Annotated in this window: 15 protein-coding genes; 8 read left to right on the forward strand and 7 right to left on the reverse strand. The window is 59.4% G+C overall.

Annotated elements, in window-relative coordinates:
• The first annotated feature begins 56 nt into the window (after positions 1 to 56).
• Positions 57 to 1,490 carry an MFS transporter gene (locus FHX05_RS15030; RefSeq protein WP_210294892.1) on the forward strand — a complete coding sequence of 478 codons (1,434 nt, stop codon included), beginning with the start codon at positions 57 to 59 and terminating at the stop codon, positions 1,488 to 1,490.
• Between the two features lie 174 nt (positions 1,491 to 1,664).
• On the opposite strand, the gene FHX05_RS15035 is transcribed toward FHX05_RS15030, so the two are convergent.
• Positions 1,665 to 2,243, reverse strand: coding sequence for a TetR/AcrR family transcriptional regulator (locus tag FHX05_RS15035; RefSeq protein ID WP_183873548.1), 579 nt, complete (start codon positions 2,241 to 2,243; stop codon positions 1,665 to 1,667).
• A 142-nt stretch (positions 2,244 to 2,385) separates the two neighbouring features.
• Between FHX05_RS15035 and FHX05_RS15040 the strand changes: the two genes are divergently transcribed.
• The 3 genes from FHX05_RS15040 (at position 2,386) to FHX05_RS15050 (ending at position 4,471) form a co-directional block, all read left to right on the forward strand.
• Entirely contained in the window at positions 2,386 to 2,745 is a 360-nt protein-coding gene (locus tag FHX05_RS15040; protein ID WP_183872635.1) for a DoxX family protein, read from the forward strand.
• Between the two features lie 184 nt (positions 2,746 to 2,929).
• Complete coding sequence (locus FHX05_RS15045) at positions 2,930 to 3,508, forward strand: flavodoxin family protein (protein WP_183872637.1); 579 nt, start codon at positions 2,930 to 2,932, stop codon at positions 3,506 to 3,508.
• Between the two features lie 318 nt (positions 3,509 to 3,826).
• Positions 3,827 to 4,471, forward strand: a complete 645-nt coding sequence (locus FHX05_RS15050) for a glutathione S-transferase family protein (protein WP_183872639.1) — start codon at positions 3,827 to 3,829, stop codon at positions 4,469 to 4,471.
• 125 nt (positions 4,472 to 4,596) lie between these two features.
• On the opposite strand, the gene FHX05_RS15055 is transcribed toward FHX05_RS15050, so the two are convergent.
• Positions 4,597 to 5,490, reverse strand: coding sequence for a LysR family transcriptional regulator (locus FHX05_RS15055; protein WP_112338115.1), 894 nt, complete (start codon positions 5,488 to 5,490; stop codon positions 4,597 to 4,599).
• A 110-nt stretch (positions 5,491 to 5,600) separates the two neighbouring features.
• Between FHX05_RS15055 and FHX05_RS15060 the strand changes: the two genes are divergently transcribed.
• The 4 genes from FHX05_RS15060 to FHX05_RS15075 are packed head-to-tail and all read left to right on the forward strand — an operon-like array spanning position 5,601 to position 9,334.
• Entirely contained in the window at positions 5,601 to 6,683 is a 1,083-nt protein-coding gene (locus tag FHX05_RS15060; RefSeq protein WP_183872641.1) for a 4-oxalomesaconate tautomerase, read from the forward strand.
• 47 nt (positions 6,684 to 6,730) lie between these two features.
• Complete coding sequence (locus tag FHX05_RS15065; RefSeq protein WP_183872643.1) at positions 6,731 to 7,732, forward strand: ABC transporter substrate-binding protein; 1,002 nt, start codon at positions 6,731 to 6,733, stop codon at positions 7,730 to 7,732.
• Between the two features lie 11 nt (positions 7,733 to 7,743).
• Positions 7,744 to 8,577, forward strand: a complete 834-nt coding sequence (locus FHX05_RS15070) for an ABC transporter ATP-binding protein (RefSeq protein ID WP_183872645.1) — start codon at positions 7,744 to 7,746, stop codon at positions 8,575 to 8,577.
• The gene (locus tag FHX05_RS15075) at positions 8,561 to 9,334 is read left to right on the forward strand and encodes an ABC transporter permease (protein WP_183872647.1); all 774 of its coding nucleotides are present in this window, start codon (positions 8,561 to 8,563) and stop codon (positions 9,332 to 9,334) included. Before FHX05_RS15070 ends, FHX05_RS15075 begins: the two co-directional genes overlap by 17 nt.
• A gap of 110 nt (positions 9,335 to 9,444) precedes the next feature.
• Here FHX05_RS15075 and FHX05_RS15080 read toward each other — a convergent pair whose 3' ends face one another.
• From FHX05_RS15080 to FHX05_RS15100, 5 genes are read right to left on the reverse strand one after another with little or no spacing between them, the layout of a single operon-like run.
• A complete protein-coding gene (locus FHX05_RS15080; protein WP_183711977.1) occupies positions 9,445 to 10,356 on the reverse strand; it encodes an ABC transporter permease in 912 nt (303 codons plus the stop codon).
• On the reverse strand, positions 10,353 to 11,453 hold the full coding sequence (locus tag FHX05_RS15085; protein WP_183711979.1) for an ABC transporter permease: 1,101 nt from the start codon (positions 11,451 to 11,453) through the stop codon (positions 10,353 to 10,355). Before FHX05_RS15085 ends, FHX05_RS15080 begins: the two co-directional genes overlap by 4 nt.
• Complete coding sequence (locus tag FHX05_RS15090; protein ID WP_183872649.1) at positions 11,450 to 12,973, reverse strand: ABC transporter ATP-binding protein; 1,524 nt, start codon at positions 12,971 to 12,973, stop codon at positions 11,450 to 11,452. Before FHX05_RS15090 ends, FHX05_RS15085 begins: the two co-directional genes overlap by 4 nt.
• Positions 12,974 to 12,980: 7 nt before the next feature.
• Complete coding sequence (locus tag FHX05_RS15095) at positions 12,981 to 14,081, reverse strand: BMP family ABC transporter substrate-binding protein (RefSeq protein WP_183872651.1); 1,101 nt, start codon at positions 14,079 to 14,081, stop codon at positions 12,981 to 12,983.
• 21 nt (positions 14,082 to 14,102) lie between these two features.
• Entirely contained in the window at positions 14,103 to 15,482 is a 1,380-nt protein-coding gene (locus FHX05_RS15100; RefSeq protein ID WP_183872653.1) for an amidohydrolase, read from the reverse strand.
• Between the last annotated feature and the right edge of the window lie 4 nt (positions 15,483 to 15,486).

Raw genomic sequence — 15,486 nt, forward strand, 5'->3', positions numbered from 1 at the left:
GGCTGTGCAAGCTTCACATTATTTGTTGATCGACAAAGAATTGACGGAGAGGATAAATGGACCACATTGCAGAAAGACCGTCAGTCGGGGCAGGCGCGGCGAATTTCAACCGGGCGGCTGCGCTGGCGCTCCTCGCATTCGCACAGTTGATCATCTCGCTCGATATCAACATCGTCTTCGTCGCCCTGCCCAAAATCGGCGAGGGTCTCAACTTTTCCGGTCAGACACTGCAATGGGTCGTCAGCGCCTACACAGTCTTCTGCGGCGGTTTTCTGCTCTTCGGCGGGCGTGCAGCGGACCTCATCGGCCAACGCCGATTGTTCATCACGGCGCTCGGGCTCTATGCGATATCCTCACTGGTGGGGGGATTGGCCTGGGAGTCCGCAGTCATCATCGCAGCGCGAGCCGTCCAAGGCATCGGCGGCGCTTTTCTATTTCCGGCCACGCTTTCACTCGTCAACCGCTTGTTTGCGGAGGGGGCAGCGCGCAACCGGGCTCTGGCAGTCTGGGGAGGGGCGGGTGCCAGCGGTCTTACGATCGGGTCTCTTGCCGGCGGGTTTCTAACGAGCGCTTTTGGCTGGCCATCGGTGTTTTTCGTCAATGTCTTCCTCGCCTTGATTGCGATCATCGCAGCCTTTTTCGTCATCCCGCGAGATCCTCGTGTGTCTCATGGCCGCTCCTTCGACTTGTCGGGAGCGCTGACGGTTACGGGAGGCGCCACTCTGATGGTGTTCGCACTCGTCCAGGGGCCGGTGTTCGGCTGGAATGCCGCACCTATTCTCTGGGCCTTCGGTCTATCGGCGCTTCTGCTGCTGGCGTTCATGATCATCGAATCGCAAAGTCGCGATCCATTGATGCCTCTCAGGCTGTTCGGCAACCGCATGCTTGTGACGAGCATGGCCATCACCTTTCTCTACATGGGTACGTTTGGAGCCTTGCCGTATTTTCTGACGGTGCTGTTTCAGGATATCCATCACTTCACGGCCTCGGAGACGGGTCTTGCCTTCCTCGTTCCCTCGCTTGCCATTGCTGCCGGTACTCAAATCGGTGAGCGTTACGCGTCACGCTTTTCGGCGCGATCGACATTGATCGCGGGAATGCTGGTAGGGGCGGCGGGCACCGTTATCATGGTGGCCGGGGCGTGGCCCGAAAGCAGTTATGCGGCCATCGTTCCGGGTCTGCTCATCTCGGGGATCGGTCAGGGTGTCGTGTGGACCGCAATGTGGATCATTGCCGGTTCCGGAGTGCCGGATCGCGAACAGGGCGTTGCATCGGGGATGGCGTCGACCACGATGAACATCGGCAACGCCGTTGGCCTTGCTGTCCTTGTTGGTTTTGCCAATGCTTATGCCGGTTTCGCAGGAGGCAAGGTGTCGGCCAGCGACCTGGCGAGCGGTGTTCGTCTCGCCTTTTGGCTTTGCGCGGCGGGTGGCATCATCGCCACGGCTATTGCCGTAGCAACGTTGTTCCGACCGCGGCAGTCGCAGTAACGACTAATAGATGATGGAGCTATCCATCTTCGATTTAGATATCGATACGCCCAAGGAATAAAGCCGTGGAATTTCAGTAAATCGCGCCCCTATCGGCAGTGAACAAATTCCGAAGATCGAGGCCCTTCGTCCAACTCCTGCTCCCCTGCTGCGGCATCCCATCAATCGCAACATTTATCGTTGGAGCTGGCCCGACACCATCTGCATGATGAGTGTGATCCGGTGGGACCGGAAAGCGGGCCTTATTCTGCCGTGGCGCTCAAGCTCCGCCAATCCGTGGAGCGCCGCCCAGAAAGTTTCTGTTGCGGTATCCACATCCTGGGCGAAGGGCGCGATCACCGTCGCCATGGCTCCGAAGCCCTCCCGGAGCTGCGTTGGCGTATCGGATCTGGCGAAGCGTAGACCGGTGGGAAGGATAAACATCGCCTCGTACATTGCCGGTCGGGCAAAGGCGAAATCGAGATAGGCGGTCGCGACGCCTTTTATTGCCTCCTCGGGCGTGGACGACGGCCGGATCGCGGCGCGGAGTATCCCGGCCAGCTCGCCGAATCCTTCGAGTGCGACTGCGCCGACGATTTCATCGCGATTTTGGAAATGCGAGTAGAGAACGGGCTGGCTGTATTCGATCTCGTCGGCGAGACGCCGGATGGTGACCGAGGCCCAGCCGTCGCGTTCCGCGATCGTCCTCGCAGCGACAACGATCCTGCGGCCTCGTTCCTCCCTTTCCCGGGCTTTGCGTTCGCTGATACCCACCTTGGCTCCCGTCTTCATTCGCACGAATTCCCTTATCCTGAAGCTATCAAAAAGAACGTCGATTGACAAATTAGCACTGCTAGAATATATGATGACGCTATAAGAGCTGGTCGCGACGCGGCGTATCGGAGAAGAGATAGCAATGGATTCAGTTCAAATTTTCACGGGCACAACGGTGCTCAATACCGTCCTCGTTTGGCTGTCTGCCGCCGCGTTTCTCGTCGGGGCCATGGTCAACATGAGCGGCCATTCAAAAGTCCGCGCGGGCTTCGTGCAGCTCGGATTTCCGTTCTGGTGGTGCTGGATCACGGGCGCACTCGAACTCCTAACCGCAGTGCTGCTGGTCACAGCCGGCAGCCGATATATCGGGGTCGCCTTGGGCACCTGCATCATGCTCGCAGCGATCACGGCCATTGTCCGTATCCGGAACTATCGCGAGCTACCGCCGCCAATGCTGTTCCTGCTGTTGCTGATGTTGGCCGGTGTCAGCGGTCATGCTTGAGCGTCTCGCGGCACATAAGTTCATCACCCTGAGAACCTCCGCATAACCGGCTGGCTAAAGCTATCCATCGCCAGACGTTGGACGTCATCCGCCCCCCATCAACCTCTTTTGAAAGAAGGCACCGTACGGAGCGAAATCGCCTCCGGACTGCGCAAAGCCACGGCCCCAAGGAGGCCAGATCATCATGTCACATCGCAAAACCAATACAGCTGTCGTCTATCATTCCGGCTACGGTCACACTCAGCGAATGGCGGAAGCCATCGCGGAAGGCGCGGGTGGTACACTCTACGCCATTGACGCTGACGGCAACCTTTCAGACGAGGCCTGGACCGCATTGGATGCCGCTGACGCCATCATCTTCGGATCGCCGACCTATATGGGTGGTCCGAGCTGGCAGTTTAAAAAATTTGCCGACACGTCCTCGAAGGCCTGGTTTACCAACAAATGGCAGGACAAGGTCTTCGGAGGCTTTACCAACAGCGCCAGCCTGAACGGTGACAAGCTCAACACCCTCGAATATTTCGTTCTTCTGGCGGGACAGCACGGCGGTCTGTGGGTCAGCCTGGGTATGAAGCCGGCGAACGTGAAGGCATCGAAACGTGACGATGCCAACAGGATGGGATCGTACATCGCGCCCATGGCGCAGTCCGACGCCGATGCAGCCCCGAGCGAAATGTCGGTCGGCGATCTGGAAACAGCCCGCGCTTACGGCGAGCGCGTCGCACGGGTTGCGCTGCGGCTTGCGTCGGCTCAGGTGGCCTGATAGCGGCACCGGTTCTCAAGGCGTAAACGGCTGCTGGCTCCGGTGGGCAGGCGGCCGCTTACTGCGTGACCGGCTCTTGGCGTGGCGGCGTGAAGATCGACTGTGCATGTTCAATCCGGTTGGTTTTCCCGGTCCTTTTCTACCTACGGATCGCGGATTCTCGCATTGATCGTCCGTCAGCCTCTTTCATAAGGACGCGGCTCGGCTATGTCCCGGGAAGTTGTAGTCCCGTCCGTGGTGGAAAAATCCTGCCAGCCATTGTCGGGCGGCCCCCGTTTCAATCGTCCCTAAGATAACACGCCATAAATGGAGAGGACGATGAGCAACAAGATATCGACCATCATTATCGTCTTTGAACGATCGCCCGACCGCGGTCGGGGACTGGCGCGGGACATGCCGGTTCGCTGGGCGCTCGAAGAAGTGGGAGAGCCTTACGAGGTCCGCCTTGTGTCGTTCGAAGCGATGAAGGAGCCCGCACATCGCGCACGTCAGCCCTTCGGGCAAATCCCGACCTATGAGCGAGGCGATCTCATTCTCTTCGAGTCGGGGGCGATCGTGTTCCATATCGCAGAACATCACCAGGGCTTGCTGCCGGACGACGCCAACGGCCGTGCCCGCGCGATCGCCTGGATGTTCTCTGCGCTTAACACGGTAGAACCGCCGATCATCAACCGCGGCATCCACGAGCCCTGGTACGAGCAGCGCCGCCCGCTCGTCGAAGAAGGTATCCGCAATCGACTGGGTGACCTTTCAGCATGCCTCGGCGATGCCGACTGGCTCGAGGGCGCATTCAGTGCCGGCGACCTGATGATGGTGTCGGTGCTGCGCAGGCTGAACGCATCGGGAATTCTGAACGAATACCCGAACCTCCACGCCTATGTCAGTCGCGGTGAAGCGCGGCCTGCCTTCAAGCGTGCTTTCGATGCCCAGTTGGCGGTTTTCACCGCCGCGTCGGGCGACTAAGTGCGATTTGCCGAAAGGCTGGCTGTCATCGCAGTTTCCCCCGCTCAGTTAATTGAGCGCTCCGAACGATTTTGAGCTGGCGCTGCCTGCCGGAGCGTGCTGTCGGCTGTGCCTGCCGATTAGTTTTATGTCCACGCCCCGATCAGCATGCGCATGAAATGCTCGGCAGCGGGCGACAGCGTTCCTCCCCGGCGGCGGACAACGCCGATCGTGCGCGAGATTTCGGGGTTTCGGATCGGACGTGTGATCAGGAAGGGATGCTCTCCCTGCGGGGTCGCCATTTTCGGCAGCACGGAAATCCCGAGCCCTGCCTCCACGAGACCGAGCGATGTGGATAGATGGGTCACTTCGTAAAACCAGTTGAGCTTGATGTTGGATCTGGCCAGAGCAGCGTCGAGCAATGTCCTGTTTGCGCTGGAGCGATGAACCGTGATCAGCGGGTAGGGTTCAAGATCCTGCCATCGGACCTCTTTCTTTTCCGCTAGCGGATGGTCGCGCTTGGCCGCCAGGACAAACGGATCCTCGGCCAGCCTCTCGAAGATCAGATCGCTGTCGGAGCTCCCCATGATATTGATTCCGAATTCGACCTCGCCGCGTGCCACCGCCTGCAGTGCGTCAGTCGCGGTCAGATCGAGAATCCGAAGCCGAATATTCGGATATTCCTGGTTGAACTGGCGAATGACGGACGGCAGGAAATAAAAGGCTGCCGTCGGCAGGCATGCAATTGTTACCAGGCCTCCACGCTTGGTTCCCAGTTCCCGCATCGAAAACAGCGAACCGTCGAACTCTTCGAGCATACGCTGCACCAGAGGCACGAGCTCGGTTCCAAGAGCCGTGGCCGCGACATGGCGCGTCGTTCTTTCCAGCAGAGGCGCGCCGATCGCCTGCTCCAGCTTTTGGATGCGCCGGCTGAGCGCCGGTTGCGACATGTTCAGCTGATCGGCCGCGCGATGAAAGCCCTGCAGTTCGACCACGGCAAGGAAGGCTCTAAGGTCAAGGATTTCGCAATTGATGTTCATTCTGTATCAATGCCCTCGATTTTAGCATTTCACATATCAATCATTAATTCCATAATAGCAATAACAAGGCTGATTGATACGCCAATCACATTATACGGCGAGAAAAACGCATGAATGATTTGCTCTCCATACCGTGCGTGCTGATGCGGGGCGGCACCTCGAAGGGCCCGTTCTTTCTGGCGTCGGACCTGCCTAAGGACCCGGCCGAGCGGGATCAGGTGCTTTTGTCGGTGATGGGTTCTGGGCACCCGCTTCAGATCGATGGTATCGGAGGGGGAAATCCTGTCACCAGCAAAGTTGCCATTTGCGGCCCGGGAACGGTGCCTGGCGCCGACGTGGATTATCTGTTTGCGCAGGTTCGCGTCGACAGGCAGATCGTCGATACCTCACCCAATTGTGGGAATATGCTGGCGGCTGTTGGGCCGTTCGCGATAGAGGCAGGGCTTGTGCCGGTCGCCGGAGAGACCACCCTCGTCAAAATCTTCAACGTCAATACCGGCAAGATGATTGAAGCCGAGGTTCCGACACCGAACGGCGCGGTAGCCTATCTCGGCGACGCGAAGATCGATGGCGTACCCGGCCAGGCCGCTCCGATCGCGCTTACGTTCAAGGATGCGGCAGGTGCCCGAACGGGACAGCTCTTCCCAAGCGGCAAATCGATAGAGACGATCGACGGCATCGACGTGACCTGTATCGATTGCGCGATGCCGATGCTCCTGATCGAGGCCGCCTCGCTTGGCGTGACCGGATACGAGAGCGCTGCTGAACTGAACGGCAATCATTCGCTGATCGAGCGGCTGGAAGATCTTCGTATCCTTGCTGGCGAGAAAATGGGAATGGGCGACGTTCGCAGTCAGGTCACTCCGAAACCGGTCCTCATCTCTCCCGCCAGACAAGGCGGCGCATTGAGCGTACGGTATTTCATGCCGAATGAATGCCATCCGTCACTGGCGACAACAGGCGCTGTCGGGATTGCAACGGCCTGCGTAAGCGAAAACACCGTGGCATCCCGCCTTATTGGCGTTCAAACACCGCCCATCGTGCTTTCCATTGAACATCCGAGCGGCCATCTGGACGTGAAGCTGCAGTTGCGAGATGGGAAGCTCGTCGCCGGAATTCTTCGCACGGCACGCCGGCTGTTCGAAGGCCATGTCTTTGCGAAACCCGCCAAAGCGCTGGTTTGTGCAGCATAATCAATCAACCTATGGTGCCGGGAGGGTGCCAAAATGGAGGAGATCGAATGAAAAAGCTTATTCTCGCACTCGCTGCGGCGGTCGCGCTATCCGGAACGGCTTTCGCGGAACCTGTGCGCATCAGCGTTGGTTCCTACAACCTCAACAACCTGCCTTTCCCGGTCGCGCAGGGGTTGGGTCTTTATGAGAAAGAGGGCCTGGAGGTCACCGTCGAAAACTTCGCGTCGGGCGGATCGAAGACCCTGCAGGCGCTGGTCGCCGGCTCGACGGATGTTGCTGTCGGCTTTTACGACCATACGATTCAGATGCAGTCTCAGAACAAGCATGTTGTCGCCTTCGTGGAGCTCGGACGCAATTCCGGGCTGGTGCTGGCCGGCGGCAAAGAAGCGAAATTCGACCCGAAAAATCCGGAGACCATTAAGGGCGCCAAGATCGGGATCACCGCTCCGGGATCGTCCTCGGACTTCTTTATTCGCTACTATCTTCAGCGGCATAAGCTGTCGGCGAACGACGTTTCGATCATCGGCGTCGGATCGGGCGCCGCAGCAGTGGCAGCGCTTCAGCAGGGCAAGATCGATCTGCTCGTGAATTACGATCCTGCGGCAACGTTTGTGGTCGAGAAGGGTGTCGGAAAGATCCTGATCGATGCTCGCAACGACGATGGCGCTAAGGAAATCTATGGTGGCATCTATCCGACATCGGTGCTCTACGCCACCCAGGACTACATTTCCAAAAATCCGGAGACCATTCAGAAGGTCACCAATGCAACGGTAAAAGCGCTTCAATGGATGAAGACGCACAGCGCCGCAGAGATCGTCGAGAAGCTCCCGCCTGAATTCATTTCGGGCGACAAGGAGACATATATCAAGGCAGTTGAAAACGCCCGGCAGATCTTTTCCACGGATGGGCTGCTGGACGAACAAGATATCAAGACGCCTCTCGATGTCCTGACGTCGTTCAACGACAAGGTCAAGGCTGCCAAGATCGACCTTTCCAAGACCTATACCAACGAATTTGTAGCTAAGGTGCCGGCGACGGCATCGAACTGAGGGAGGTTAAGATGTCCGTGACAGCCTTAAAGCCGGCAGCACAGACACCGCATGCGGCGGCGTCACCCAAAGCGATGGTGGCAATCGAAAATGTCACCATGGCCTTTGGCTCCTTCGTCGCGGTCCAGGATGTGAATCTGGCGGTGGCCGATGGCGAATTCGTCGCTATCGTCGGGCCGACGGGCTGTGGCAAAAGTACGATCCTGAATGCGATCGCAGGTCTTTTGAAGCCGGCAAAGGGCTCGGTCTCCATCGATGGCAGCGTGGTCTCCGGCATCCAGAATAATATCGGCTATCTGTTTCAGCAGGATGCTCTGCTTCCCTGGAAAACCGCGATCGAAAATGTGGAACTGGGGCCGATGTTCCAAGGCGTCGGCGCGGGCGAGCGCCGGGAGCGAGCCCTTAAATGGCTGGCGAAGGTCGGGCTTAAGGGCTTCGAGGACCGCTATCCGCACCAGCTTTCGGGCGGCCAGCGTAAGCGTGTGCAAATGGCGCAGGCGCTGATAACCGGGCCGAAGGTTATCCTCATGGACGAACCTTTCTCCGCGCTCGACATTCATACCCGGCATTTGATGCAGAATGAGCTGCTTCGGCTATGGCAGGAAGAGCAGCGGGCAGTGGTTCTGATTACCCATGATCTTGAGGAAGCGATTGCTCTGGGGGATCGCGTTGTGGTTCTGGCCTCGGGTCCCCGGTCGCGTGTCATCGACAGTTTCCCTGTCGATCTGGAGCGGCCTCGCGATGTCGCGGAGATCAAGCTCGATCCCCGCTTTACCGAACTCTATCGCAATATCTGGTCTTCCCTGCGCGGTGAAGTGGAGAAAAGCTATGAACGCCATGACTGAGAGACTTACCCAACTGGCATTGCTGCTGGTCATTGTCGGCGGTTGGGAGATCGGCGTGAACCTGGGCGTGGTCGATGTCTTCTTCTTTCCCTCGCCTGTCGATATTCTGAAACAGGTATTCACATGGGTCACAGATCCAGGCTTCTTCAAGCATGTGACCATTACCCTGACAGAAACGGTGCTCGGCTACGTCATTGGCACGGCACTTGGCGTTGCTGCAGGCGTGTGGCTCGGATTGTCACGCTCCGCTGCCCGAATCTTCGATCCGTTCATCAAAGGCCTGAACGCCATTCCGCGTGTGGTCCTTGCCCCGATCTTTGTCCTGTGGCTCGGCTTGGGCCTGTGGTCCAAGGTGGCCCTTGCCGTCACGCTCGTGTTCTTCGTAACCTTCTTCAACGCGATGCAGGGCGTGCGGGAAGTCAATCCCGTGGTGCTGTCCAATGCCCGCATTCTCGGCGCGAAGAAATCCGAACTGCTGCGCCATGTCTATTTCCCGGCTGCGGCGAGCTGGATTCTTTCATCGCTTCGGACATCCGTCGGTTTTGCGGTTGTTGGTGCCATCATCGGTGAATATCTGGGTGCATCGGCCGGTCTCGGTTACCTGATCGCGCAGGCTGAAGGGAACTTCGATGCCGTCGGCGTTTTTGCGGGGATCTTCATCCTGGCAGTGTTCGTCCTGCTGATCGATCTCGTCCTGGATTTCGTCGAGGCTCGTCTGATCAAATGGCGTCCCCGCGCGGCAGAACGTACCACCTGATTGCGCAAAGATAGTCGGAGCGTTCACGCATTTCTTCGAATTGCGTGAACGCTCTTTGGTTCTATGCGCATCCGGCCGGAAAGCCGGTGCGCATTTTTTCTGGAATTGCTTTAACGCTCAAATGGCTCGCCGAGGGAGGCGACACCGTTAAGCTTGAGCAGGCGGCGGTCGGCCGAGATAATGCCGAGGACGATGATCGTCACGAGATAAGGAAGGCACGCCAGGAGTTGTGAGGGGACGGCAAATCCTGTCGCCTGGGCGGCAAGCCCCATAAGCGATACCGCACCAAACAGGCAGGCGCCCAGGAAGATCCTCCCCGTCAGCCAGGTTCCGAATACGACGAGAGCAATGGCAATCCAGCCACGCCCGGCGATCATGCCGTCCGCCCAGAGCGGTGTATAGATCGTGGAGGCATAAGCGCCGGCGAAGCCTGCCATCATGCCGCCGAATGCAACCGCGGCGAAACGGATCGCAATAATGGGATAGCCGATCGCATGCGCGGCTTTCGGGTTTTCACCGACCGCGCGCAGCACCAGGCCAACCTTGCCGTAGGCAAACAGCGCCCATATGGCGATCGTCACGACAAGCGAGATCCAGACGACGATATCCTGGTTGAAGAGGCCACCGATAACCGGGATGTCCGACAGCCCGGGGATCGCGATCTTTGGCAGCGTCGTGATGGTCAGGCTCTCATAACTTTTGCCGAATAGCGCCGAGAGGCCCTGGCCGAAAATCCCGAGAGCAAGGCCGGCTGCAACCTGGTTCGCGTTGAGACCCAGGATGATCCCGGCAAAGATCATCGAAAGGAGAGCGCTTCCTAAGCCAGCGGCGAGGAAGGCGAGAAAATGGCCGCCGCCGTGATAAACGACGATGAAGGCGATGGCGGCACCGAGCGCCATCAGCCCTTCGACACCAAGATTGAGGACACCGGCGCGCTCTGCGACAAGCTCGCCCAGGGCTGCCAGCAGAAACGGTGTTGCGGCCGCCAACATGCCCGCAAGAATGAACTCGACAGCACTCATGATGTGCTCCGTGCGGATGTGGGGCGCCATACGATACGGTAGCGCACGAAGGCCATGGCGATCAGATAGATGAGGAGCAGGCTGCCTTGGAATACGCGGACGGCGGCAATCGGCAGATTGGCGGAAACCATGGCGTTGTCGCCGCCGATATAGAGCGCTGCCATGACGATCGAGGAAATGACGATGCCGATGGGATTGAGGCCGCCGAGGTAAGCGACGATGATTGCGGCGTAGCCATATCCGGTCGAGATCGAACGCTGCAGCTGGCCAAGCGGGCCGGCAACCTCGGCAGCACCGGCAAGGCCGGCCGCCGCTCCGCCAATGATCAGCGAGAGCCAGATTGCCCAACTCTCCTTGAAGCCGGCATAGCTCGCCGCGCGGGGCGCCAGTCCGCCGACCTGCAATTTATAGCCGGCGAAGCTCTTCTGCATGAAGATCCATGCGGCAATCGACAGAGCAAGGGCAAACACGAACGAAACATTGACCCGCGTTCCCTCAAATAGGATTGGCACCATGGCATCGTATTGGAACATGACCGACTGCGGGAAGTTGAAGCCGTTCGGATCTTTCCATGGCCCGAGAAGCAGATAATTGAGCAATTGCGCGGCGACGAAGCTCAGCATCAGCGAGACGAGGATCTCGTTGGCATTGAGCCTGACACGCCAGAAGGCGGTGAGAGACGCCCAGAGCGCGCCGCCGAGGGTGCCGAGCAACAGCATCGCCGGCCAGATCCATTGGCCCGTTGCCTGCGGCATCCAGATGGGTATGGCGGAGGCGAAGATTGCCCCGAGAATGAACTGGCCCTCGGCACCGATGTTGAAAATCTTCGTTCGAAAGCCGATCGCGAGACCCTGTGCGATCAGAAGTAGCGGACCGGTCTTCAGCAATACCTCTGAGAATGATGCCCACGAGACGAACGGCTCGATCAGCATGGCGTAGATCACCGCCGCCGGGTCGCGGCCCATCGCAATGTAGAGGCCAAGATTGAGGGCGATTGTCACGACGAGGGCAATCGGCGGCGCGAGCAATTTCGCAGTCAGCGAGGCTCGTTCCCGTCGAACCAGGGTGGGCAGGACGGCGGAGAAGGAACTGCTCATGCGGGCGCTTTCTCGCGTTGGGGCTGTACGCCGATCATGTATCGACCGATCTCTTCCGGGTGGGTATCGCGCGTGACGAGCGGCGGGCTCAGCCTGCCGTGATAAAGGACCTGGATAAAATCGCTGAGTTCGAACAGCTCCTCGAGTTCTTCCGATATGACGAGAATGGCCATGCCCTGATTGCGCAGCTCAATCAGCCGCTTGCGAATGGCGGAGGCCGCGCCCACATCGACGCCCCAGGTTGGTTGCGCGAGAAACAGCAGTTTCGGCGCCAGCATGATTTCGCGCCCGACAATGAACTTCTGCAGGTTTCCGCCGGAAAGCGAGCCTGCTTCCGCATCCGGGCCGAGCGTGCGCACGTCGTAGTTCCGGATGCATTCGTTTGCGAAGTCGGTCGCCTTGCCGCTGTCGAGGAGGCCATGTTTCACGAGCCTCAAGGGATGAGCCGTTAGCAGACCATTGAGCGTCAGCGACATTTCGGGGACGGCGCCGTGCCCCAGCCGGTCTTCCGGGACAAAGGCAAAGCCGAGTTTTCGACGGCTCGCCGCATCGAGACTACCCACGTCGTGCCCCATCATGAAGATCTGGTCGCGCTTGTCCCGCGGCAGGGTCGTTTCCCCCGAAATCAGGGCCGCCAGTTCCTTTTGTCCATTGCCGGAAATGCCGGCAATGCCCAGAATCTTGCCGCTGCGCACCGTCAGGCTGATGGTGGAGAGCGGCATGCCAAAAGGATCGTCGGGTCGGTAATCGAGGCCAATGAGTTCCAGGCGCTTTTCGCCTTCGGCCATAGGCAATGCAGGGATTGCTTCCGGCATGTCGCGGCCGATCATCATGCGGGCGAGATCATGGCCGTCATGCTCGCGCGGATCCACATGCCCGGTCACATGTCCGGCGCGCAGGATGGTGGCGCGGTCACACAGGGACTGGATCTCCTCCAGCTTGTGCGAGATGAAGAGGATCGAGACGCCGCCGTCTCGCAGCCGGCGCAGCGTCTCGAACAGCTTACCTACGGCCTGCGGCGGCAGCACCGATGTCGGCTCGTCGAGGATCAGCAGCTTCGGATCGGTCATTAGGCATCGGATGATTTCCACCCGCTGCCGCTCGCCAACAGACAGTTCGTGCACATGGGCGAGCGGATCGACTTCGAGACCGAATTCATCCCCCAATGTGCGGATGCGCCGCGCAAGTTCGGCCCTGCGGCCAGCCACGATCAAGCGAATGTTCTCGACGACCGTCAGGTTCTCGAACAGCGAGAAATGCTGAAAGACCATCCCGATGCCGGTACGCCTCGCCTCCGCAGGGGAGGCAAGGCTGAGAGGCTGCCCATGCCAGGCGATAGTCCCTTCGTCCGGTTGTTCGACGCCGTAGATTAGCTTCATCAGGGTCGATTTGCCGGCGCCGTTTTCTCCGAGGATGGCATGGATCGAGCCCTTGGCCACGTCCAGGTCGATATGCTTGTTAGCATGGACCTGGCCGTAGCTTTTGGAGATGCCGCGCAGCGACAGCAGCGGAATGGTCATGACGTGATTACTTCGGCAAAGGCGTCTTCACACCTTTGACATGCCAGTCCATCGCGACGATCTGGGCATCCGTCAATGTCGCGCCCGAAGCCGCTCCCTCGCTGCCGTCGGCCTTGGTGATCGGGCCGGTAAACGGCGAGAAGCTGCCGCTTGCGATCTTGCCTTCGGTTTCTTTGATCTTTGCCATGGTATCGGCGGGGATTGCCGTGCTCCAGTCAACGACCTGGACGACCTTCTCCGCGACGCCGAGAAACGCGTTGGCGCCTTTGAACGTGCCGGCGAGATGGGCATCGACCGATGCCTTGAAGAACGGCGACCAATCCGTGGACACGCAGCCGAGATAGGTTTTCGGCGCATATTTCTTCATCGAGGAGTTCAGGTTGAAGGCGTAGACACCGGCTTCCTCGCAGGCCGATATGACCGAGGGCGTATCCTGCGCGTTCGAGAAGATCACGTCGCAGCCTTGCGAGATCAAGGCCTTGGCCGCTTCCTGCTCTTTGGCGGGATCGAACCACGAATTGACCCAGACGACCGATACTTCGATGTCTGGCTTCACCGCTTGTGCGCCGAGCGTGAAGGCGTTTACCGACGTGATCAGTTCGGGAATCGCGAAGGCGGAGACCGAACCGAGCTTGCCCGTCTTGGAGACGGCGGCAGCCGCCATGCCAAGCAGGTAAGTTCCTTGAAAATACTTGGCGGCGAATGGGGAGAAATTCGGTGCGACCTGGAAGCCGGAGGCATGCAGGACGCTGACCTTCGGATTGCGACGGGCAACCTGAAGCGCGCCGTTCTGATAGCCGAACGAGCCGGCGATCAGGAAATGGTTTCCATCGGCGACCGTCTTGTTCATGATGCGGTCCGCATCCGGACCTTCGGCAATGTTCTCGATCACCGTCACCTTGACCTTGTCGCCATAGGCGGCCTTGATCGGATCAAGGCCCGCGGCCAGCGCATGGCCCCAGCCGACATCGCCGATCGGCGAGGGCACGACGAGCGTGATGCCGAGCGGTTCGCTTGCGGCAAAGGCAGAGCGGCCGGTAAAGGCCGTTGCGAGGCCTGCAACAGCCGCGCTCTTCATCAATGTTCTGCGGGTCAGATTCTTCTGCATCCCAGTTCCCCTTTTGGTTTTTCAGAATTCTACTGTTGCAAGTGCTGCCTCGGCCGCGGCAAACAGCGCAGCCTCGTCCAGTCCGGTAAATTCACCGCCCTGCCAGACGATGCGTCCGTTGATCATGGTCAGATCGGTGGGCATGCCGATCCCGACCTTGGCAATCAGGCTCAGCGGGTCATGCCGAGTCCCGACATAGTCCATCCGTCGCGTATCGATCGCGAAGAGGTCGGCTGCCATGCCCGGGGCGAGACGGCCGATATCGGTGCGCCCGAGCAGGCTTGCGCCTCCGCTTGTCGCATAGCGCAGAAAATCGAGCGGGGCGGGGACCGAGTGCTGACGCGTCGAGGCCGTCAGGCACTGCAGCATGTAGGCGGAATGGATGCAGTGCATGAGGTTCGAGTTGTCGTTCGATGCGGCTCCATCGCAGCCGAGGCCGATGCGCAGGCCGAAAGCCTGCATCGCCGGGATATCGGTCACTTCGGCGCCGACGAGGTAGACCGGCTCCGGGCAGTGGGAGACGCCGGTGCCGCTTGCCGCCATCTTGCGCAACTCGTCATGCGTCAGTTCCCAGCAATGGGCGTAGAATGCATCAGGGCCGGCAAAGCCCAATTCGGTGCAGTAGTCGACCGTGCGCATGCCATGCCGCGCCTCGATGACCGGGCTTTCGCCTTCGCCGACATGTGTGTGCATCTGCACGCCGCGATCGCGCGCCAGCGCAACCGACTCGACGAAGGTTTCGCGATAGCAATTGACCGGCTGGCAAGGTGCGACCACCACCTGGCGCATGCTGAAGGGGCCGGCATCGTGATAGCTGTCGATCAGCCGCGCGCAATCAGCGATGAACTCATCCGTGGTTTCGAGCATGGCATCCGGGATCGTCGACCCCTCGGACTTCGGCAGGGTGTTGCCGCCGCGGCCTGCGTGAAAGCGCATTCCGAGCAATTTCGCCGCTTCGAACTGGCGATCGATCAGGCGCTTTCCGGCATGGCGGGGAAAGCAATATTGATGATCGAAGGCGGTGGTGCAGCCATGCTTGATCATCTCGGCCATGGCGGTGACCGAGGAATGATAGAAGCAATCCTCTGTCAGTCGCGAGAAGATCGGATAGATGCGGTCGAGCCATTCGATGACGGAAAGTTTCGTCCAGTCGAGATCCGCCCGGTTGCGCACGAAGCATTGAAAGAAGTGGTGATGGGTGTTGACGAGCCCCGGATAGACGAACCAGCCGGTAGCATCCTGAATGATCGTGCCCTCAGGCAGGACATTCAGCGACAGGTTTTCGCCGATCGCCTGGATCGCCGGACCCTTGGTAAGCAGGTCGACGTTTCGGCGTACGCTCGGTCCCGTGCCCTCATCGACGATCACAGCGGCGCAATTTTTCAGGAGGTAGCCGGTCATTTCA

It is taken from the genome of Rhizobium sp. BK491 (assembly GCF_014194925.1).
In the GTDB taxonomy this organism is placed as follows: Bacteria; Pseudomonadota; Alphaproteobacteria; order Rhizobiales; family Rhizobiaceae; genus Rhizobium.